Genomic DNA, 20,717 nt, shown 5'->3' with positions numbered 1-20,717 from the left:
CACCACGAACACCTCGCAGCGCAGGAGGTTACGCGGCGCGTCCCACCCGGTAGCGAGCGAATGTCGGGAAGGCGAGCACGGACACCGCAACACCGACGACGACCAGGGCGCCGCCGCCCGCAGCCGCGACACCGGTCCCCACCATGTATGCGGCGAGGCCGTGCAGCACGTCGCCGATACGCGGACCGCCCGCCACGACGACGATGAACACACCCTGCAACCGGCCACGCATGTCGTCGGTGGCCACCTGCTGAAGCATCGTGCTTCGGAACGCTGCGGACACCATGTCCACCGCACCACCGAATGCCAAAAACGCCACCGCCGCCCACAAGAACACCGCAGCGGAACCCGGGGCGGCGAAGTACACCACAGTCCCGAATCCGACCATTGCCAGTCCCCACAGAACGATGCAGACGATGATCGCCCGACCCTGGTACTGCACGCGCGGTAACCAACCGGAGAACACACCACCGAGAACCGCACCCACCGACATCGCGGCAAAGAGCAATCCGAGCGCGAATCCGCCGGAAGCGGGATCGCCGAACGACTCGTGCGCGATCTCGGGGAACAGTGCCCGCGACATTCCGAACACCATGGCGATGATGTCGACGACGAACGACGCGAGCAGCACCTTGTGCTTGGCGAGGTAGGTGAAGCCCCCGAGTACCTCACCGAGCCCCGCGCGCCGCGCCGTCCCCGTCGGCGGTATCGGCGGAAGCATCCACACCGCCCACAACGTCGCCAGCAAGAAGATCGTGTCGAGTAGATACAGCAGCGACAATCCGACCGACGGGATCAGCACACCGGCGAGAAGCGGCCCGGCGATCGCACCGAACTGCACCACCGTCATGTTCAGCGAATTCGCCGCGGGCAGCTGCGGTCCGGGAATGAGCCGCGGGATGATCGCGGCCCGCGTGGGCTGGTTGACCGCGAAGAACGCCTGCTGCACGGAGAACAAGCCCAGCACCAGCCACACGTTGTTCACCCCCAGCGCCGCCTGGATCCAGAACAGCAACGACGTGACGCCCAGACCGATCGAGGTGATCAACAGCAGCCTGCGCCGGTCCATCACGTCGGCGAGCGCGCCGCCCCACAACCCGAAACCGATCAGCGGAACGAGCCCGAAGATCCCGGTCAGGCCGACGTAAGCCGAACTGCCGGTGATCTCGTACACCTGCTGCGGAACGGCAACCACACTGAGCTGGGCACCGATCACGGTGACGATGCCCGCGACCCACAGCCGGCGGTAGTCAGGATTCTCGAGCGGAGTCGTGTCCGCGAGAATCCGCTTCACGGCTGAAGTCGGACGACGGACCATGTGTCGCCCCGCCGGGTCGTACGAATTCGGTTGTGCATTCGGTCTGCTCTCCCCTGCCAGAACTCCACGGAGTCCGGTCTGATCACTATCCCACCCCAGTGGGGCGGTACGGGAATATCGTCTATTCCCTCGAATTTCGCTGCCACGGAACGTAACTGATCGTCGAGCGCGGCCCGCGAGTCGATCGACTGCGACTGGATCGACGCCCACGCCCCCAGCTGCGAGCCACGCGGACGGGTCCGCCAGTAGTCCAGTGTCACTTGATCACTCACGTGTTCGGTAGCCCCACGGATGATGACCTGCCGAGCCGGCGCCAACCACGTGAAATTGGCCGAGGCGTACGGATGCGCGTCGAGCTGACGCGCCTTGTCCGAGTGGTAGTTGGTGAAGAACACCACCCCCTCCTCGGACAAGCCCTTGCACAGGACCATCCGCGACGTCGGATTCCCGTTCTCGTCGACGGTCGACAACGTCATGGCGTTCGGCTCCGGCACGTTCTCGTCGACGGCGTCGCGCAGCCACGACCGCAGCAGAGGTAACCAGCCCTGATCGAGGTGAGCGCGTTCCAGTTCGACGGCACCCCGGGGCGTCGACCCGGATTCTCCACCCGATGGCGGATAACTCACCCGCATCGCCGCCAATCCGCTGCCCTCCGCCTGCGAGTCCTGACATTCGTTCGACACAGCCGAGAACGCTACTCCCGGGTACTCACCGGGTGGTTCTTGTAGGACACGCGCTAAAGTTTGCCGTGGCTAGACCCGATTCCTCATAGCCGGCCGTATTCGCGACCGCGTCTGGATCGGGAGGATTGCGTGTGACCGACCGAGTGTGCGTGCTCATCCCGCAGGCACACTGCGCAATCACCGAAGGCTGAGGCAGTGCGACTCTGACCGGGCGCACTCGAACGAGGAGAGTCCACAAGAATGGCAGCGAGCGCAGCAATACCGGACGATTTCGTCAGCGGACTCGAAGGCGTAGTGGCCTTCACCAGCGATATCGCCGAACCCGACAAGGACGGCGGCGCACTGCGCTACCGCGGTGTCGACATCGAAGACCTGGTCGGCCAGAAGGTCACCTTCGGCAACGTCTGGGCACTGCTCGTCGACGGCCGCTTCGGCCCGGGTCTCCCGCCGGCCGAGCCCTTCCCCCTCCCCATCCACACCGGTGACGTCCGTGTCGACGTCCAGGCCGGTCTGGCAATGCTGGCTCCCATCTGGGGATACCAGCCGCTACTCGACATCGACGACGCCACGGCCCGCGACCAGCTCGCCCGCGCCTCGGTCATGGCACTGTCCTACGTCGCGCAATCCGCACGTGGCATCTACCAGCCCGCTGTCCCGCAAGCACGCATCGACGAGTCCAAGACCGTCACCGAACGCTTCATGGTGCGCTGGAAGGGCGAGCCGGACCCGGCCCACGTCGAGGCGATCGACGCCTACTGGGTGTCCGCCGCCGAGCACGGCATGAACGCCTCCACCTTCACCGCCCGCGTCATCGCCTCCACCGGCGCCGACGTCGCAGCGTCCCTGTCCGGCGCGATCGGCGCGATGTCCGGCCCACTGCACGGCGGCGCTCCGGCACGCGTTCTCCCGATGATCGAAGAGACCGAGCGCACCGGCGACGCCCGCGCACTGGTCAAGGGGATCCTCGATCGCAAAGAGAAGCTGATGGGCTTCGGACACCGTGTCTACCGCGCGGAAGATCCCCGCGCCCGCGTGCTCCGTGCCACGGCCAAGCGTCTCAACGCTCCCCGCTACGAAGCTGCGGCAGCACTCGAGCAGGCCGCACTCACCGAACTGCGTGAGCGTCGTCCGGACCGTGCGATCGAGACGAACGTCGAGTTCTGGGCGGCTGTCATCCTCGACTTCGCCGAGGTTCCCGCGCACATGATGCCCGCCATGTTCACCTGTGGCCGCACCGCCGGCTGGTGTGCACACATCCTCGAGCAGAAGCGCCTCGGTAAGCTGGTTCGTCCGGCCGCGATCTACACCGGCCCCGAACCTCGCACCCCGGAGTCCGTCGAGGGCTGGGACCAGATCACCCACGGCTGAGTCCGACCACGACTGAGTCCGACCACGGCTGAGTCCGACCACGGCACCACCCCGCCGTAGTGAACTCGCCGTACCTAACCCGCTGTACCGAACACACACTGAAGGAACAGAAAGAAGCGATGACCTCCACACCGATCATCCCCGCCGACCTCAAGCCCGTTGACGGTCGATTCGGCTGCGGTCCTTCCAAGGTTCGTACCGAGCAGTTGCAGTCCCTGGTCGAGGTCGGCGCGTCGGTGTTCGGCACCAGCCACCGCCAGAAGCCGGTCAAGAACGTCGTTGCAGGTATCCGCTCCGGACTGGCCGACCTGTTCTCGCTGCCCGAGGGCTACGAGGTAGTCCTCGGCAACGGCGGCACCACCGCGTTCTGGGATGCGGCCGCGTTCGGTCTGATCCGCGAGAAGTCGCTACACCTGACCAACGGCGAGTTCAGCTCCAAGTTCGCCTCCGTCGCCAAGGCCAACCCCTTCATCGGCGACCCGATCGTCGTCTCGGCGGAGCCGGGCAGTGCACCGGTACCGGTTTCGGATCCGTCCGTCGACCTCATCGGATGGGCCCACAACGAGACCTCCACCGGTGTCGCGATCCCCGTCTCGCGTCCGGCCGGCTCGGAGAACGCCCTGATCGCCATCGACGCCACTTCGGGCGCAGGCGGACTCCCGGTCGACGTCGCCGACAGCGACATCTACTACTTCGCGCCGCAGAAGTGCTTCGCCGCCGACGGCGGACTGTGGATCGCGCTGATGAGCCCGGCCGCTCTCGAGCGCGTCGCCGAGATCAAGGATTCGGGACGCTGGACCCCGGACTTCCTGTCGCTGCCCATCGCCGTGGACAACAGCTCCAAGGACCAGACGTACAACACCCCCGCGCTGGCCACCCTGCTGCTCTTCGCGAACCAGATCGAGTGGCTCAACAGCAACGGCGGTCTGGACTGGGCAACGTCCCGCACCGCGGACTCGTCGTCGCGCCTGTACGACTGGGCCGAGGCCAGCGAGTTCGCCACCCCGTTCGTCGCTGATCCGGCGCACCGTTCCCAGGTGGTCGGCACCATCGACTTCAACGACGACGTCGACGCCGCCGAGGTGGCGAAGATCCTGCGCGCCAACGGAATCGTCGACACCGAGCCGTACCGCAAGCTGGGCCGCAACCAGTTGCGTGTCGGTATGTTCCCGGCCATCGATCCCGAAGACGTCACCGCTCTGACCAAGAGCATCGACTGGGTCGTCTCCCAGCTGGGTTGAGCACCCCCACGACGCGCCCGGCCCCGACACACAGTCGGCGCCGGGCGTGTTGTCGTATCCGGCCTGCAAGTACGCCGGAGAACTACCACACCGGCGCCACCTGCAACCAGTCCGTCCTGCGTGTCCTGCCAGGGGCTTGATCACGAATGAATTACAGTTGAGTGCGGCGTGTAGTCGCCGGAGGCCAGGCAGTAACGAGAGCCTGAGACCAGGCAGTGCGAGAGGGAGGTCAATGTGCGAGAGCTTCGAGTGATCGGACTTGAACCCGACGGATCGCATGTGGTGTGCGCCGATAGTCAGACAGGCGAGAAGTTCCGGCTACCTGCCGACGACAAGCTTCGCGCAGCCTCGCGCGGTGACGCTGCCAGGCTGGGCCAGATCGAGATCGAGATGGAAAGCCGGCTCCGGCCGCGTGAGATCCAGGCCCGCATCCGAGCAGGCGCTTCGGTCGAGCAGGTCGCCGAAGAAGCCAAGATTCCGGTGCACAAAGTGGAGCGCTACGCATATCCCGTTCTCCTAGAGCGCTCTCGAGCTGCGGAAATGGCTCAGGGTGGCCACCCACTCCGTGACAACGGGCCCACCATCCCCACCTTGTCCGAGATCGTCACCCACGCGTTCCGGGCTCGCGGGCACTCCATCGACGACGCGTCCTGGGATGCCTGGCGGGACGAGGACAATCACTGGGTAGCGCAGTTGCAGTGGCAGGCCGGCCGCACCACCAACGCCGCGCACTGGCGTTACCAACCCGATGCACACGGTGGAACCATCGTTGCCCTCGACGACACGGCGTTCGACTTGATCGATCCGGACTTCGGACGTCCGCTCCGTGGCCTGGCTCCGGTGCCGTCCGACAAGACGGAGCAAGTGGAGTTCTCGCGTCACGAGACCGAGATCATCCCCCCTGACGCATTCGAGGGGTTCGACGACGACGTGGTCGAATCCGACAGCGCAGTCGTCGAGCCCGTGGAGCAGGATTCGGCGATCGAGGACCTACCGGCCCCGGTCTCGGATGACACCGCGGACCACGAACCGACGAGCGAGCCGCCGAGCCCGCCCACTGCACCGAAGGCCAAGCGTGGCAGGCCCGCGCTTCCGTCCTGGGACGATGTGTTGTTGGGTGTGCGTAGCAGCGGTCGCTGACTTCGATTTGTCGAGCCGGCACGGAAAGCAGGGAGCAATTGGTGGCTGCACGGGTATCGACGATTTGGTTCGTCGACGTCGCCGATCCTCGTGAAGCACTCAGCCGCTACCCCCAGCCCGATCAGAACGCGGCACACGATCTTGCCGCAAACCTGTATCCGGACAAAGAGTTCGAGTCGCTCGGGCCGCATCCGCTGTCCATCGCGGCGACGGTTCAACCCGGATATGTCTTCATCGGCGCGTACGACGGTATCCACGTGGTGTGCAGCAGCGAATTGAGTACGTTCCTGCCGTCGACGGTGCCACCATCCTGGCTCGGCTGTCGCGGCTCGCGAACCACGATGTTCGTCACGTCGATACCCGAGACTGCGCAGGGCTCGTTCGGATTCTGGGAGAACGGTGAACTACGGCGAGCTTTCGCTGCCACACCGGTGGATATCGTCGAGGACACCGGAATTCCACAGACGTGGGAATTGCCGTACTGGGCCAGTCGGCATCCCCTGCGCTATCCCCCCGGCGTCCTCCCGGACCCGCAGTCGCTTCCCTTCCATCCCCAGCAATTCGCCGAAGCCGCCAATCTGGATTGGCTGGGCTTCCGCTACACCGGCCGATCCCGACGAAATGAGCTCGATACCACACAAATCCTGTTGTGGGGGTTCAAGATTCATCGTGCGGGCGAAGGCCCGAAATCTGTGCCAGTCGAACCCGAACCCGTGCCGGCGGCCACACCCGACTCGACACCCCGACCCGATCCGCCTCGGGAAGTTCACTTACCGCCCACCGCAGGTGAAAGCGCACCGCACGCAGCAGACGGGAGCGCACCGCCCGCAGCAGACGGGAACCCACCGCGCAGGCGTGGGCGTCTGGCACGTTACTTCGGTTTGAAGTAGGACCGTCGCTCAGGCTGCGATTGCGGCGAGCCAGCCCAACGGGATACCCGCAACCGCGCCGTAGAGAACCCACCGCCACACCGGTATCGCGCGCCATCGCCACAACGTCGGAGCGAGACCCGCGACGGCGATGAGATTGACGATGATCGCCAGCACCACACTGACATTGCCGAGGCCGACGCAGAACACTGCCACGGCGCTGGTCGACAACATCGCGGCGAAGACGGATACGGCGATACCGGTGAACCACGGAGTCTGCGCTGCCTTCACTGCCGAGTTCTCACTCTCTCGTAGAAGGCCATGGCCGCGGCTGTCGCGACATTGAGCGAGTCCGTTCCTGGCGCCATCGGAATCTTGGCTCGAATGTCGGTGGCCCGCATGGCATGTTCGGTCAGCCCTGGGCCCTCGGCACCGAGTAACAACGCCACCTTGTCGCCTGTCATCGCCTCGGCGAGGGTTACCGCCTCAGGGTTCGGTGTCAGTGATATCAGTTGAAAACCATTGCCCCGCAATTCTTCCAGATCATGAGGCCACTTGGCGACGTGCGCGAACGGAACCCGCAGTACGTGTCCCATCGACACCCGGACCGACCTGCGGTACAACGGATCGGCGCAGCCCTTGCCGAACAGGATCGCATCCACTCCCAGACCCGCGGCGTTGCGAAACATCGAGCCCAGGTTTTCGTGATCGTTGACGCCCTCGAGCACAGCGACGGTGGTGGCCGTGCGGAGCACCTCCGAGACGGCCAGTGGCTGCGGCCTCGACGCGGCGGCAAGAACCCCGCGGTTGAGGTGGAATCCGACGACCTCGGCCATCACTTCGGCGCTGGTGCGGTAGAACGGAACATCCACCTGCTCGAGATCGTCCGCCAACTCGAGCAGTCTGCGCTCGACGCCCAGAAGACTGATCGGCGCAAACCTCGACGTCAGCAGTCGCTGGGTGACGAAGACTCCTTCGGCGATCACCAATCCCTTGCCCTCCGGTAGATCCGGGCGACGGTCGGAGGAGTTGAGATCGCGGAAGTCGTCCAACCGCGGATCGGAGGGATCTGAGATGTCGATGACGTGAACCACTGCTCTATCGTGCCGCATCGGGTGCCGTCGCCGGCGAGGGCTCCCGTTCCGAGTCGAACAACTCGCGGCAGTGTGCGTCCAGCACCTGCGCGATCGCGTCCGTGGTGATTCGGTCCGGATCGTCGACCGCCTGCGCGGCAAGCCCGTCGACCAATGCGTGCAGGCGCATCGCCTCGAGGTGCACCGGCGCATCCGGCAGCAGGTGACCGTCGTCCTTCGACCACTGGATCAGCTCACGAAACTTCTCGAACAGCGTTCGATTGGTTCGATCCCGGACAGCGGTCAACGCCGAGTCGGTCACGGCCGCGGTGGCAAAACTCCGCCAGACGATCATCTCCTCGCGGCGATCGGCGTCCAATGGCACGAACTGGTCGGCGAACTGCCGTAGCGCTCGCCGCGAGTCGGCGTCGAAGACGAGTGCTGCGATCCGCATCTCCACTCGGACCGTGACCAGCTCCATCGCGAAGAGCATGAGTTCGGATTGACTGGCGAAGAGGTGCCGGAGCGAGCCGGTGGACATCCCCGCCTCGTCGGCGACGGTACGGACGCTGGCCGACGCGATTCCGTCGCGCCTGATCACCCGCCATACCGCTTCGGCTACCTGTTCGCGGCGCTCGTCCGCGCTGATTCGCTTCACCACCGCACAAAGTTAACACGACTGTGCTAATTTTCATCACTAACACAGTCGTACTAGAAATGAGGTGATCGACATGATCGTCCAGCTGATCATCGCCTGCGAAATCATGTTCTGGGTCTTCATCGCCGCCGGACTTGCCGCGCGCTACCTACTCCGCCGGCCCACCCTCGGCGCTGCGCTGCTGATCTGCGCACCGCTCGTCGACATCGTTCTCTTGGTCGCCACCGCACTCGACCTACGCGGCGGTGGCGAAGCGAACTTCAGTCACGGCCTGGCCGCCGCCTACATCGGCTTCTCGGTGGCGTTCGGGCACAGCCTCGTCTCCTGGGCCGACGCCAGATTCGCCTACCGCTTCGCCGGCGGCCCCGCCCCGGTCAGGCCGCCGAAATACGGCACCGCGCGGGCCACCCGCGAATGGCGCGAGTTCGGCCGGGCGGCACTCGCCTGGGCGATCTCGTGCGGCTTGCTCACTCTGGCAATCCACTACGTCGACGATCCGTCCCGCACCGAAGCGCTGAGTAGCTGGATCGGCAAACTGACACTTGTCCTGGGGATCTGGGGAATCATCGCACTGAGCTACACCCTGTTTCCCACGAGGACAGCCGTCAACTCTCGCGACTGACCGCCACCGCCTGTTCGGTGGCGTCGCACACCAATGCCGGCCGCAGTTCGAAGACCGGGAGGCGGCCCCCACCCTCCGGCATCTTCAACCGCAACCGCATTCCCTCACTTCGCAACAGGTACACCCCGGCCACCACTGCCGACCCCAGCGAGATCACGCCACCGAGAACCAGCGGCGCTCTCGGATCCACCGAGTCGGCCAACCAGCCGAGCAGCGGACTACCCAACGGAGTTCCCCCGAGAAAACTGAGCATGTAGATCCCCATCACCCGCCCGCGCATCTCCGAGGGAACCGACAACTGCAAGATGTTCATCGCGGACGTCGTGAACGTCAGGGTCAGTGCGCCCGTGGGAATCAACATCAACGCCACCAACGCGTAGCTGGGCATCAGGCCCACCGCGATCTCGAGGACGCCGAAGGCAAGAGCGGCGCCGAGGAAGGTTCGCAACCGTGGCGGCTTCTTACGCCGCGCCGCGTAGACGGCCCCGCCCAGAGTTCCCACCGCCAACGTGGTCGACAGCAGGCCGTACCCGTCGGCTCCGAGCCCGAAGGTGTTGCGGGCCAACACCGCCAGACTGATGGAGAAGTTCAGTCCGAACGTCGCGATCATGAAGACGGAGAACATGATCACGCGAAGATCCTTGCGCCCCCACACGTACCGGAAGCCGTCTCGAACCTGCCCCTTGGCCCGCGGCGCCGGCTCCGACGGGATCAACGCCTTCTTGTCCATCAAATTCAGGGCCAGCAGCACACCACCGAAGGTCACGACGTTGAGCAGGAACACCCATCCCGTGCCGATGATGTTGATCAACACACCCGAGATCGCCGGGCCCACGATGCGGGCGGTGTTGAACGTCATGGAATTCAACGCGATCGCGTTGGACAGATCCTTCTTGCCCACCATCTCGATGGTGAACGACTGACGCACCGGGGCATCGACAGCCGACACACACCCGAGCAGGAACGCGATGAGGAAGACATGCCAGAGCGCCACCATGCCACCGACGTCGAGGACACCGAGAACCAGCGCGCACACCGCGCTCGCGCCCTGCGTGAACATCAGAATCCGACGCTTGTCGTACCGATCCGCGAGCACCCCACCCCACACCGACAGGAACAACGTGGGCCCGAACTGCAATGCCATCACGATGCCCACGGCCAACGCGTTGCCATCCGACAGGGTCAGGACCAGCCAGTCCTGCGCGATACGTTGCATCCAGGTCCCGACCAGCGAGACGATCTGACCGGAAGCCCAGAGACGGTAGTTACGGTTACGGAGTGCGGCAAACATGCCGGATTCAAGGTCACGGGGCACTCGACCATCCTGCCCCTGAAGTCTTTCGTCTGTGCAACTACCCTGCCGTCGACGAGTTACTCGGGTTTGCTGACCATCGCCGTGATGATCTCCACCGCACTACGCAGTGTGACGAGATCGGCCGAGCCCAGCCCGGACAACTGCTCGTTCATCCAGGCCTCCCGTGCATGAGTCTCGTCGGCCAGAAGTGCCTGCCCGGAGCTCGACAGACTGACGATGATCTGCCTGCCGTCCGTCGGGTGCGGCGAACGTTCGACCAAACCCAGCTCTGCCAGTGAAGCGACAACCCGCGTCATCGAAGGCGGCTGCACCTTCTCGCGCGCAGCGAGTGCACCCGGCGTCATGGCGCCCTCTTGATCGAGAGTTGCCAATGCGGACAGCTGGGTCAACGACACCTGCGCGTCCACTCGACGTCCGCGCAGATGCCTGGTGAGGCGCACTACTGCCAGGGAAAGATCGCTGGCCAGAGCGCGAGTTTCGGTGGTCACGCGATAAGACAATACGTCACGAACTGGCCGGTAGCTCGGGTAACCGGCTACCGGCCGACGCGACCGGTCAGGTAAGAGCCGCAGTGATCGGTCCGACTGCGAAATACGCGACGAACAGGGCAGCGACGATCCACAGCAACGGGTGAATCTTCTTGATTCCACCGTTGAACGCGTGCAAAACCACCCAGGTGATGAATCCGACGCCGATGCCGTTGGCGATCGAATACGTGAACGGCATGACGATCATCGTCAGGAAGGCAGGCAACGCCATCGAGAACTTGGTGAAGTCGATGTCGCGAACCTGACCGATCATCAGTGCACCGACGACGACGAGAGCCGGTGCCGCCGCCTCGATGGGCACCACCGAGTAGAGCGGGGTCAAGAACATCGCGAGCAGGAACAGCACACCGGTCACCACGTTCGCCAACCCGGTGCGCGCGCCCTCCGCGATACCGGAGGCGGATTCCACGAACACCGTGTTCGACGACGCCGACGCACCACCACCGACGATGGCCCCTGCACCCTCGACAACCAGTGCACGGCCGACGTTCGGCAGGTTGCCGTCCTTGTCGGTCAGACCGGCTTCCTTACCGAGACCGGTCATGGTGCCCATGGCGTCGAAGAAATTCGCCAGAACCAGGGTGAACACCAGCAGGCTGGCCGCGAGAACGCCGATCCGCGTGAATGCGCCGAAAATACTGACCTGGCCGACCAGGCTCAGGTCCGGCATGCCGCCGAACGAGTCGGGAATTGCCGGAACGCTCAGGTTCCAGCCCTGCGGGTTGGTGCCCAAGGACGGTCCCACACCTGCCGTTGCTTCGACGATCGCGGCGACGATGGTGGTCACGACGATGCCGATCAGCAGGCCACCACGTACCTTGCGGGCCACCAGAACACCCATGAGCAGGACACCGAAGATGAAGACGGCAGTCGGCCACGACGAGATCGAACCGTGGATACCCAGCCCGACCGGAACCGTCGTACCGGCCTCGTCGGGGATGCGGCGCACGAATCCGGCGTCCACCAGACCGATGAACGCGATGAACATGCCGATGCCCGCCGCGATCGCGGATTTCAGCGCCGAGGGTATCGCGTTGAACACCGCCGTCCGGAAGCCGGTGAGGGCGAGGATCACGATGATGACACCGTCGATCACCACCAGGCCCATCGCCTCCGCCCAGGTGACCTCCTGGGCGATCGTGACGGCGAGGAGGCTGTTGATTCCGAGGCCCGCCGCGATGGCGAACGGATAGTTCGCGACGATTCCGAAGATGATGCTCATCAGTCCGGCCACCAGCGCCGTGACCGCGGCCACCTGGGTGATCGGCAGGATGTTACCGACGACGTCGGTCTTGGCGGCCCCGTCCTCGGCCGAGAAGCTACCGAGGATCAGCGGGTTGAGCACCACGATGTATGCCATCGCGACGAACGTGACCACACCACCTCGGACCTCCTTGGAGATCGTCGACCCGCGTTCGCTGATCTTGAAATACGTGTCGAGAACTTTCCCGGGTGCCGCCATGTTGTTTCTTTCCCCATCGCTCTAGGTAGCCACGCGCCGGCACACATGAACGCCGGTCGCCATAGGGAGAGTAGGCCACCGAGGTACCGGTAGCGTTAATTCGGTGACGGAGAACCGAAACACCGCGACGCTGATCGACCGCCTGTCCGCACCCTCGCCGGCATTGATCATCGGCACCGTTGCGTGGCTGGTGGGCACCGTCGTCGTCCTTGTCAGCGGTGATCGCTGGGCAGGCGCGCTCCCTGTCTGTTACGCCGGAATCGGCGTCGGCCTGCTCGGATACGGCCTCTTCCAGATCCAACGACGGGCCGCACTGAGGGGAAGCCGAGGAGCTCAGAAAGGTGCGGGACTGATCGACTGACGTCCCGGTTGTTCAGCGTGGGAAGCCGACGTTGCCGCCGGATCTGCGTAACCGAAGTCTGCGCGCGCCCCAGAGCCACAATCCGGCCCAGAGGATTCCGATCGTCCAGCCGGCGAGGACGTCTGTCATCCAGTGCGCGGCGAGGTAGACGCGAGAAAAACCGACAGCGACGCTGTAGAGCACCAGTAAGACCAGCATCGCTCGGCGAGCGATCACCGGTAGCCCCAGCCGCACGACCACCGCGGCTGTCGTCGTTGCCAGCACCGCCGTCATCATCGCGTGCCCGGACGGGAACGAATACGAACTGATTTCGATCAACCGCTCCGGCATCGGTGGCCGCGCGCGTGTGAAGATCAACTTCAGTCCGCTCATCACCAGGTTGCCCGTCAGCATCGCCCCGGCCAGGGTGGCTGCTTCGATGCGTAACCCTCGGACGAACAGCATCGCGGTCAGCAGCGACGCGATCAACCACGACGCGACGGTGCCGCCACTGTTCGTGACGACGGTGACCACGTCCACCAGCCACGGGGTCCGCTGATCGACGACCGTATCGAGAACCCACTGATCGAATGCCACTGCCGTCAGCCGCCGTGCGGCCGGGTCCACGTTCGCATCACGTGGTGGGTACCGTCGCCGTCCACCCACCACGGAACAGCGACGACACCGGCGACGTCGCCGCTCAACTGCACCGACAGTTCCTCGTGGATCACCACGACGTCGTCCGGTACTTCACGGCCGAAAGCCGCAAACACGAGCACAGCCTGCGGCTCGCGCGCCCACACGCTCCGCGTTCCGGTGCCGAGCACCTCGGCACCCACGGCATCGGAGGCGGTAGCGACGTCCAGCAGCTCGGCCAGTGCCGATGCCGAGGCGATACTGCCCAGCACCGCGCGCTGAACCGGCAGCGCCGCGCCGAACCAGGGCCGGTCCACCACCAGAGCCTCGGCGGGATCGACCAGATCACCGGACAGCGCCCGCACGTAGGTCGGCAGTCTCAGTTCGTCGAGGTCGAGCACCCCCCGGCCCGACGCTTCGGCCAGCAACCGGTGTGTGCGCGCGATCACCGCGGGCGTCGGGCGCCGGTCGACATCTGCCAGGCGATCGAGCAACAGTTGCGCCAGATCGTGATCGTCGACGACGCCGGCGGTCAGGACAGCCACGAGATGCGCGGCGTCCGGGTGCTCGATCGGATCGATCAGATCGGTGAAGGTGTCATCCGACGGCGCACGCAGCAGACCCATCGGCGTGCCGTCGAGTTCTGCGTTGGTCCGCAGCCACCAGGCGGTGTACCCGTTCCGGTCCGCGAGCAGCGGCCGGGTGACCGGAGACTCCGCCAGCAGCGATAATGCTCGGCCCCAACGGTTTTCGTCGACCAGATCGAGATCGCGAACACCCTCGAAGCGCTCGGGATCTTCGGTGAGGGTGTCCCACCAGCGCTGCTCGTCGTCGAGATCGTGATCTGGCCCCGACGGCAGTTCCTCACGTACCACGGTGAAACCCCAGCCGACGCCGACCGCTCGCAGTGCTTGGTCACCGACCTGCTCCACGAAGTCCGCAGCCACGATCCCGAAGGGCGAATCCTCGACCAGCACTTCGGCCAATGGCGCTCCGGGAAGCAGCAGTTGATCGGCCGAGCAGAGTTCACCGCCTGAATCCGGGAGCAACACTTCGCCGATCCAGGACGGCAAGACTCCCGGCTGGACCGCCGCAGCCAATCCCAGTATCACCGAAGCCAATTCGATTGCCTCACTGTCGTCCTGATCGACAGCATCCTCGACGAGCGCCCGCAGAGCGGGATCGGACAGCAGATCCACCGCGGTGGCGGATCTCGCACCCAGACGGGTCAAGAGCGGATGCGCCGCGTCTGGATGCACCAGACGCGCCCACCGCACCGGCCCGACGGAATCACCGAGTTCGGTGCCCGTGACCACCGTTCGCGGACCGGTGACGGTTCGACCATCGGACAGCGGAACCGGCAGTGTGCCCAGTTCTTCCACTGCCAGACCGTCCACCACCAACGGTTCGAGCGCTCCGTACAGGCGCTGCCACCACCGCGGTTCACGATCGAGACCGCTGAGCAGTTCCGCGATCCGCGCCAACCCGATGCGGTGCGTGTCCACCGCCGCCAGGGCTCGTTCGTGGCGCGAGCCCGACAGATCCGGAACCACCAGTCCGCCGATCACCTCGGTGAGCAGTTTCGCGAGTGCGTCGTCGAGGCCGGGCAACACCGTTGCCCGCTGCGGGGCACGATCCGGTTCACCCACCACCGGCAACCACGGATTCTCACGCAGCTCCGCCAGAAGAGCTTCACGCAGAAGGGAATCCACCTCACCGCGGGCGAAACCCGGAACGGGCACCAGCGCGGTCCGCTGACCGGGAGGTAGCGCAGCCGCGAACTCCGCGTACCCGTCCGCGATCCGCGAAATCGCTGCGCCGGGCAGGATGCGTCGCCGATCCGGCTGCATCGCGATCTCCGCCACCACGATCACCGGGATCGACAGTTCCTCGTCCGAGCGCGTCGGCGCTCGCAACACACCGTCGCCCACCGGCTCGACGACACCATCAATCACCGGAATTATCCAGCGCGCGTGAGCAGTTCGGTACTGCCACCACGTACCCGCACCGATCGACACCTCGACGATTCCGGATTCGAGTTCGCGTTCGGAGCGCTCGAAAACCTGCTCACCCACCCGAATGGTCTGCAGACCGGGAAGCTCGAGGAGTAGATCTTCGGCCTCGCCGGCCATCGCCGTCAGCAGAGCGGCACCGTCGACACCGTCGCGTAAAGTCAAGACGACTTCGGAATCTGCACCCGCAGAAGGCGATTCGTCCGATCCCCATACCAAGCGCAGCACCGGGATGCCGCCGTCCGGTATCGCAAGTTCGAGCAGGTCGACTTCCGTGCGGGTCTTCGATGCGGAAAACCGGATCGAACCCGTCGTCGAACGTAACTCCACCTCGTCGCTGACGGCACGTACCGCCGAGAACCCGACGCCGTACCGCCCGACCACCCCGTCGTCGGACGCACGCTTACCCGACGCCCGCAACGCCGTCAGAGCATGGACTCCCGGCTCGTCCAACGGTTGCCCCGTATTGGCGACCGTCAGCACCGAGCCCGTCAGACTCACCCACAATTCACCCGGCACACCCGCTCGCGCCGCAGCGTCGGCAGCGTTCTGCGCCAGCTCCGTCAGCAACCGGTCACGGTAGCCCGCGCCGACGAGATCCGCTTCCGACGCCGCATCCTCACGTAGCCGGGTCGGCGACTGCGCCCATGCCCGCAGGGTCGCCGCACGCAGAGCGTCGACGCCGAAGGGGTCTGCTATTCGGTCGATGCCGAATCCCCAACTCCGACAGAGCTTGTCGCACGAGCAGTCAACTCGACAGCGCCGTCGTCGAATGCATCGAACTGGGGGGAACCAGCGCCGACCGGCAGCGTCGTGTCCGAATGTGCACCGCATCCGTACGACACACTGACCACTCGCCCGTCCGCTGCCAGTTCGTTACCGCACACGCCGAAACCGGCCTGCAACGAACCGGCGAGCGGCAGGAAGAAACCGCACAGGCCACAGGTGGACGGGGCAGCTTTCGCCATCTCCGACTCCGGACCGAACTCGCCCTCGAACCACCGCGACGCAGCGTCGAGACGACCTTCGAGGCTCATCACGTTCTTTCGCCCCAGTCCGATGGTGACCGCGACATCGTCGACCTCCGGGTCTCCGGTGGCCACATATCCGGGCACCAGCCGCGGATCCTCGGCGGTCGGTGCCAGCAGATCCCCGGGAGAGAGATCACCGGGGCGAATACGCTGATCCCACGGCAGCCACTGCGGCGCGACCAACGCGTCCGGGCCGGGCAGGAGCGCAAGTTCGCTCACGGTTGCGCGTTCGTCGTCGGGACCGGCCGCGACCACCACTGCCCACTGCCACCCGCGGTACCCCGCAATGTCGGCGGCAAATCGATGGGTGGCGGCGAAATCGTCTTCCGATGTCACTCCCAGGTAGTCACCCACACGACCCTCGCGCAGTTCGACGACGGCCGCACGGGCCAGATCGACCGCATCGGCCAGGACGGGGCGCGGCACTGCACGCTCTGGAGAAGTAGCAACACTCACTCCCCCAGTTTGCCGCACCTACGCAACACGTCAATGCACCGGGCTGCAATGCTGGGCGGATGACTCGCTTTCGCGCCGGATCCGTCTTCGCCGTCGTAGCCGCAAGTCTCACTTCTTGCCTCCTTTCCGGCTGCACCACCGAATCCTCGAACCCCCCGGACGCCCTCGGTACCGACGCCCTGACCGTTCAGATCGTCCAGGCGTTCCCGCACGATCCCGACGCATTCACCCAGGGCCTGGAAATCGACGGTGATCGTTTGTACGAGAGCACCGGGCGCGTCGGTCAGTCGTGGGTCCGCTCGAACACCATCACCGACCCGGATGCTCCCACTTCCGGCCCCGAAGTCGCCCGCGCCGACCTCGAGGCACCACTGTTCGGCGAGGGCATCACCGTTCACGACGACATTTTGTGGCAACTGACCTGGAAGAACGGGGTCGCCATCGCCCGCGACAAGAATTCACTGACCGAACTACGCAGAGTCCGGCTCGACACCGAGGGCTGGGGAATCTGCTCCTTCGCCGATCGGTTGATCACCAGCGACGGCTCGGCCGTCCTGACCGTCCGCGATCCGAAGACGTTCGATCCGCTCAGCACCGTGTCCGTCGCCCGCAACGGCGTCGCCGTGGACAATCTGAACGAACTGGAGTGCGCTGAAGACGGCAAGGTCTTGGCCAACGTCTGGACGACGGACACCATCGTCGAAATCGATCCGGCCGACGGCACCATTACCGCCACGATCGACGCGTCACCGCTTCGCAACGAACTCGACACGACGGGATCCACGCGGCCCCTCGACGTTCTGAACGGGATCGCGCAGATACCGGGAACCGACCGGTTCCTGCTGACCGGCAAATACTGGCCACAAATGTTCGAAGTCCGATTTGTCGCATGAATCGGACTTCCGCCGGACTCGCCGGGGTGTACGTGGTAGCCACACCGACACTAGGACAGAATTGAATGGTGACCGGACCGCGTGAACCCTACGACCCAGATACTCGGCGCATTCCCGACGAGTCCGAGGGCCAATCGCTGCACCCCGGCTACGACAACTACCCACCGGCGTCCCGCCCTGCTGCTCGGCGTACGCCGTTGCCTCCGCTGCACCCGATTGCCGGGTCGGCCGACGAGGCACGCACCGACTCGTTGCGTGCGAGCACGACCGAAGCTTCCGAACCGGCCGCGTCCCCGAATTCCGACGGTTCCACGGTCACGACCAGTGACACCTCGAAGTTCGAGCCGACCAAGAGCGAGTCGACCAAGAGCGAGCCTGCCAAGAGCGATGCCCCCAAAGCGCCGCCGATGCCGAGGAAGCTCACCGTCACTCGCGTTGCCGCCATGCGCAGTCGTGAGCTGACCAACAAAGGAATCGCAACCTTTCAACGAGCCGCCAAGGCCGACGGTGCCGACAAGTCGGGTCTGACCGCACTGACCTACGCGGTGATGACCAACAACGCCGTCGACGCGACGCTCGCCGTCTCGCTGGCGAACACGTTGTTCTTCTCCGCGGCGACAGGGGAGGACAAAACGAAGGTAGCCCTCTACCTGCTGATCACCATCGCCCCGTTCGCGGTACTCGCACCGTTGATCGGACCCATGCTCGACCGTCTGCAACGCGGCCGACGAATCGCGTTGGCCGGATCGTTCGCTCTGCGAACCGTCCTCGCCCTGGTGCTGGTGTTCAACTTCGACAGCTGGATTCTCTATCCGGCGGCACTGGGCATGATGGTGCTCAGTAAATCGTTCTCCGTGCTCAAGAGCGCGGTGACGCCGCGAGTGCTACCACCGGAGATAGACCTGGTCAGGGTCAACTCACGGCTGACGGTGTTCGGACTGATCGGTGGAACCATCGTGGCAGGCGGCGTGGCCGGCGCCCTGGCTTTCGCATTCGGGTCCGTCGGAGCGTTGTGGTTCGCCGTGGTCGTCACGATGTTCGGCGTGTACCTGAGCATGCGAATTCCGTCGTGGGTAGAGGTGACCGAAGGCGAAGTACCTGCCACCATCACTTATCACCCGGACGGCGTCCCCGTCGGCGAACGCCCCGGTAAGAAGCCGGCGGGGAAATCGGCCAAGGTGCGCCAGCCACTCGGTCGCGCGGTCATCATCGGCCTGTGGGGCAACGGAACCATTCGAGTTCTCACCGGATTCCTGACGCTCTACATCGCCTTCGTCGCCAAATCGCGCACCGAACACGAGCCTCTCGTCCAGGCCGCGATGCTCGGTCTGGTGGGCGCCGCCGCCGGTCTGGGCAACTTCGCCGGCAATGCTGCGGGCGCCAGGTTGAAACTGGGAAAACCCGCGCTCATCGTTCTTCGATGCACGGCATCGGTGTGGGTCATCGCCGTCATTGCCGCGTTGACGGACAACCTCATGACCGCAGCTCTGGCAACGCTGATCGCCTCGGCGGCGAGCGCGCTGGCAAAGGTGTCGCTCGACGCGTCGTTGCAGCACGACCTCCCCGAAGAGTCGATTGCCTCCGGATTCGGCCGATCCGAGACGGTGCTCCAGTTGAGCTGGGTTCTCGGGGGCGCACTGGGGGTCCTGTTACCCACTCAATTCTGGATCGGGTTCACTGTGGTGTCCGTGTTCCTCACTGTCGGACTGCTACAAACGTTCCTGAGTTACCGCGGTAGCAGCCTGCTTCCGGGACTCGGCGGCAAACGGCCCGACCAGGCCGACCAAGAGGTGACCGAAGTGATTCGCACCGGAAATTCAGATCGACGACAAGGAAGTACCTCGCAGTGATCATGCGCTCGAGAACCAAGAAAATAGTGGCCGCCGTCAGCGTTCTGATGGTGGTGGCCCTACTTGCCTACGGGTCGGTGCTCGTCCTGATCGTCAAGGGCATCAACGACCGGCCCGAGAGCCTTCCGAAGATCACTGCGTATGCCCACGGCAAGACCATCGAGATCGAACCTGCGGGCTACTGCACCATCGACCTGTCGCAGTGCGCACAGGTCGGCGACATCAGCGAACTGGACGTTCCCGCGGGCTACCCCCTGCAACTATCGTTGTCGAACGACGTCTCTTCCGAGCGGTGGGCGCTGCTGGCCGTCTACGAGGACGCCGACGGCAATCAGACCGGCGAACCGCGCCTCTTCGAGGCGGACGAAGCCAAGGCCGTCACCGTCGAATCCTCGAAGGATCCCCTCAAGCAACTCGTCGGAGTGGAGATCCACCTGGCAGTCAGCAACAACCAAGGAGTTCTGATCTGGTCGGTGAAGACCGCCTGACCACTGACACGAACAACTGCGACAGAAGGCCCCGCCACACCGGTTTCGGTGTGGCGGGGCCTTCTGTCGTTACGAACCGTGTTGAGCGTCAGCTGTCGAGTTCACGTGCAACCGCACGCACTACTTCAGAGATCCGCTGCGCGGTCTTGCGGTCCGGGTACTTGCCGTTTCGCAGATCGGGCTGCACCTTTGCCTCGAGCAGCGTGATCATGTCCTCGACCATGCCGTGCAACTCGTCCGGAGTGTGCTTACGCGCAACCGATTCACGACGCTGCGGCGCCGCGCCACGCAAAGTGGGTGCAGGTTCGAGAACCTTCAGGCTCAGTGCCTGCGGGCCGCGACGGCCTGCAGCCATCCCGAATTCCACCCGCTGACCTGCCTTGAGTCCCTCGACGCCGTCGGGAAGTGCGGACGCCCGGACGTAGACGTCCTCGCCCTCCTCCTGCGACAGAAAGCCGAAGCCCTTTTCGAGGTCGTACCATTTCACCTTGCCGGTCGGCACCGCGTTCACCCGCTCATCACTCGACTGGGGCATCCGCCCCAATACAGTCGGGAGGCTCGAACAAGAGCCTCATGGTCGTGCTCGCATTGCTTCGCGTGAAGAATGCAAAAGAACGCGCCCCACTATCGTTCGGCGGGACGCGCAGTCTGCGAACACTCTACCTGTGACGAACCTCCGTCGGCACGCAGGTTTCCAGGCACTACCCTGGAGCG

21 protein-coding genes are annotated in these 20,717 nt (G+C 64.9%); 9 read left to right on the top strand and 12 right to left on the bottom strand.

What is annotated here, in order from left to right:
* Nucleotides 1-28: 28 nt before the first annotated feature.
* Nucleotides 29-1,318, bottom strand: coding sequence for an MFS transporter (locus tag ABH922_RS02770; protein WP_424805474.1), 1,290 nt, complete (start codon nt 1,316-1,318; stop codon nt 29-31).
* Nucleotides 1,291-2,001, bottom strand: a complete 711-nt coding sequence (gene pdxH, locus ABH922_RS02765) for a pyridoxamine 5'-phosphate oxidase (protein ID WP_424805473.1) — start codon at nt 1,999-2,001, stop codon at nt 1,291-1,293. Before pdxH ends, ABH922_RS02770 begins: the two co-directional genes overlap by 28 nt.
* A 240-nt stretch (nt 2,002-2,241) precedes the next feature.
* Here pdxH and ABH922_RS02760 point away from each other — a divergent pair, with 240 nt between their 5' ends.
* The 4 genes from ABH922_RS02760 (at nt 2,242) to ABH922_RS02745 (ending at nt 6,640) form a co-directional block, all read left to right on the top strand.
* Nucleotides 2,242-3,369, top strand: coding sequence for a citrate synthase 2 (locus ABH922_RS02760; protein WP_424805472.1), 1,128 nt, complete (start codon nt 2,242-2,244; stop codon nt 3,367-3,369).
* Between the two features lie 119 nt (nt 3,370-3,488).
* Entirely contained in the window at nt 3,489-4,610 is a 1,122-nt protein-coding gene (serC, locus tag ABH922_RS02755; protein ID WP_424805471.1) for a phosphoserine transaminase, read from the top strand.
* Between the two features lie 234 nt (nt 4,611-4,844).
* Entirely contained in the window at nt 4,845-5,750 is a 906-nt protein-coding gene (gene sepH / locus ABH922_RS02750; protein ID WP_424805470.1) for a septation protein SepH, read from the top strand.
* A 41-nt stretch (nt 5,751-5,791) separates the two neighbouring features.
* Nucleotides 5,792-6,640, top strand: a complete 849-nt coding sequence (locus ABH922_RS02745) for a DUF6928 family protein (RefSeq protein WP_424805469.1) — start codon at nt 5,792-5,794, stop codon at nt 6,638-6,640.
* A 9-nt stretch (nt 6,641-6,649) separates the two neighbouring features.
* Here ABH922_RS02745 and ABH922_RS02740 read toward each other — a convergent pair whose 3' ends face one another.
* From ABH922_RS02740 to ABH922_RS02730, 3 genes are read right to left on the bottom strand one after another with little or no spacing between them, the layout of a single operon-like run.
* Complete coding sequence (locus ABH922_RS02740) at nt 6,650-6,910, bottom strand: DUF2537 domain-containing protein (protein WP_424805468.1); 261 nt, start codon at nt 6,908-6,910, stop codon at nt 6,650-6,652.
* Nucleotides 6,907-7,713: a TrmH family RNA methyltransferase gene (locus ABH922_RS02735; RefSeq protein WP_424805467.1), complete on the bottom strand. Its 807-nt coding sequence runs from the start codon at nt 7,711-7,713 to the stop codon at nt 6,907-6,909. Before ABH922_RS02735 ends, ABH922_RS02740 begins: the two co-directional genes overlap by 4 nt.
* Before the next feature lie 4 nt (nt 7,714-7,717).
* Complete coding sequence (locus tag ABH922_RS02730; protein ID WP_424805466.1) at nt 7,718-8,353, bottom strand: TetR/AcrR family transcriptional regulator; 636 nt, start codon at nt 8,351-8,353, stop codon at nt 7,718-7,720.
* Between the two features lie 70 nt (nt 8,354-8,423).
* Here ABH922_RS02730 and ABH922_RS02725 point away from each other — a divergent pair, with 70 nt between their 5' ends.
* The gene (locus ABH922_RS02725) at nt 8,424-8,972 is read left to right on the top strand and encodes a hypothetical protein (RefSeq protein ID WP_424805465.1); all 549 of its coding nucleotides are present in this window, start codon (nt 8,424-8,426) and stop codon (nt 8,970-8,972) included.
* On the opposite strand, the gene ABH922_RS02720 is transcribed toward ABH922_RS02725, so the two are convergent.
* From ABH922_RS02720 to ABH922_RS02710, 3 genes are all read right to left on the bottom strand, one after another.
* A complete protein-coding gene (locus ABH922_RS02720) occupies nt 8,956-10,263 on the bottom strand; it encodes an MFS transporter (RefSeq protein ID WP_424809535.1) in 1,308 nt (435 codons plus the stop codon). The two genes, ABH922_RS02725 and ABH922_RS02720, sit on opposite strands and share 17 nt — an antisense overlap.
* A gap of 80 nt (nt 10,264-10,343) precedes the next feature.
* A complete protein-coding gene (locus tag ABH922_RS02715) occupies nt 10,344-10,775 on the bottom strand; it encodes a MarR family winged helix-turn-helix transcriptional regulator (protein ID WP_424805464.1) in 432 nt (143 codons plus the stop codon).
* 67 nt (nt 10,776-10,842) lie between these two features.
* The gene (locus ABH922_RS02710; RefSeq protein ID WP_424805463.1) at nt 10,843-12,297 is read right to left on the bottom strand and encodes an NCS2 family permease; all 1,455 of its coding nucleotides are present in this window, start codon (nt 12,295-12,297) and stop codon (nt 10,843-10,845) included.
* Between the two features lie 103 nt (nt 12,298-12,400).
* Between ABH922_RS02710 and ABH922_RS02705 the strand changes: the two genes are divergently transcribed.
* Entirely contained in the window at nt 12,401-12,658 is a 258-nt protein-coding gene (locus ABH922_RS02705) for a DUF2530 domain-containing protein (RefSeq protein WP_424805462.1), read from the top strand.
* 12 nt (nt 12,659-12,670) lie between these two features.
* On the opposite strand, the gene ABH922_RS02700 is transcribed toward ABH922_RS02705, so the two are convergent.
* The 3 genes from ABH922_RS02700 to ABH922_RS02690 form a co-directional block, all read right to left on the bottom strand.
* Nucleotides 12,671-13,234 (bottom strand): phosphatase PAP2 family protein, encoded by a 564-nt coding sequence (locus ABH922_RS02700; RefSeq protein ID WP_424809534.1) that lies wholly within the window; start codon nt 13,232-13,234, stop codon nt 12,671-12,673.
* A gap of 5 nt (nt 13,235-13,239) precedes the next feature.
* Complete coding sequence (locus tag ABH922_RS02695; RefSeq protein ID WP_424805461.1) at nt 13,240-15,855, bottom strand: sacsin N-terminal ATP-binding-like domain-containing protein; 2,616 nt, start codon at nt 15,853-15,855, stop codon at nt 13,240-13,242.
* Nucleotides 15,856-15,980: 125 nt separating this feature from the next.
* On the bottom strand, nt 15,981-16,742 hold the full coding sequence (locus ABH922_RS02690; RefSeq protein ID WP_424809533.1) for a DUF3027 domain-containing protein: 762 nt from the start codon (nt 16,740-16,742) through the stop codon (nt 15,981-15,983).
* 89 nt (nt 16,743-16,831) lie between these two features.
* Between ABH922_RS02690 and ABH922_RS02685 the strand changes: the two genes are divergently transcribed.
* The 3 genes from ABH922_RS02685 (at nt 16,832) to ABH922_RS02675 (ending at nt 20,003) form a co-directional block, all read left to right on the top strand.
* Nucleotides 16,832-17,665, top strand: a complete 834-nt coding sequence (locus tag ABH922_RS02685) for a glutaminyl-peptide cyclotransferase (RefSeq protein ID WP_424805460.1) — start codon at nt 16,832-16,834, stop codon at nt 17,663-17,665.
* Between the two features lie 65 nt (nt 17,666-17,730).
* On the top strand, nt 17,731-19,515 hold the full coding sequence (locus ABH922_RS02680; RefSeq protein ID WP_424805459.1) for an MFS transporter: 1,785 nt from the start codon (nt 17,731-17,733) through the stop codon (nt 19,513-19,515).
* A gap of 2 nt (nt 19,516-19,517) precedes the next feature.
* Nucleotides 19,518-20,003 (top strand): DUF2771 domain-containing protein, encoded by a 486-nt coding sequence (locus tag ABH922_RS02675; RefSeq protein ID WP_424805458.1) that lies wholly within the window; start codon nt 19,518-19,520, stop codon nt 20,001-20,003.
* A gap of 88 nt (nt 20,004-20,091) precedes the next feature.
* Here ABH922_RS02675 and ABH922_RS02670 read toward each other — a convergent pair whose 3' ends face one another.
* Nucleotides 20,092-20,505, bottom strand: a complete 414-nt coding sequence (locus ABH922_RS02670) for a cold-shock protein (protein ID WP_424809532.1) — start codon at nt 20,503-20,505, stop codon at nt 20,092-20,094.
* Nucleotides 20,506-20,717: the final 212 nt, after the last annotated feature.

Source organism: Rhodococcus sp. 27YEA15 (assembly GCF_049739425.1).
Lineage (GTDB): Bacteria > Actinomycetota > Actinomycetes > Mycobacteriales > Mycobacteriaceae > Rhodococcus_F.
The sequence above is the reverse complement of the archived record's forward strand: the minus strand, read 5'-3'. Positions and strand labels throughout refer to the sequence as shown.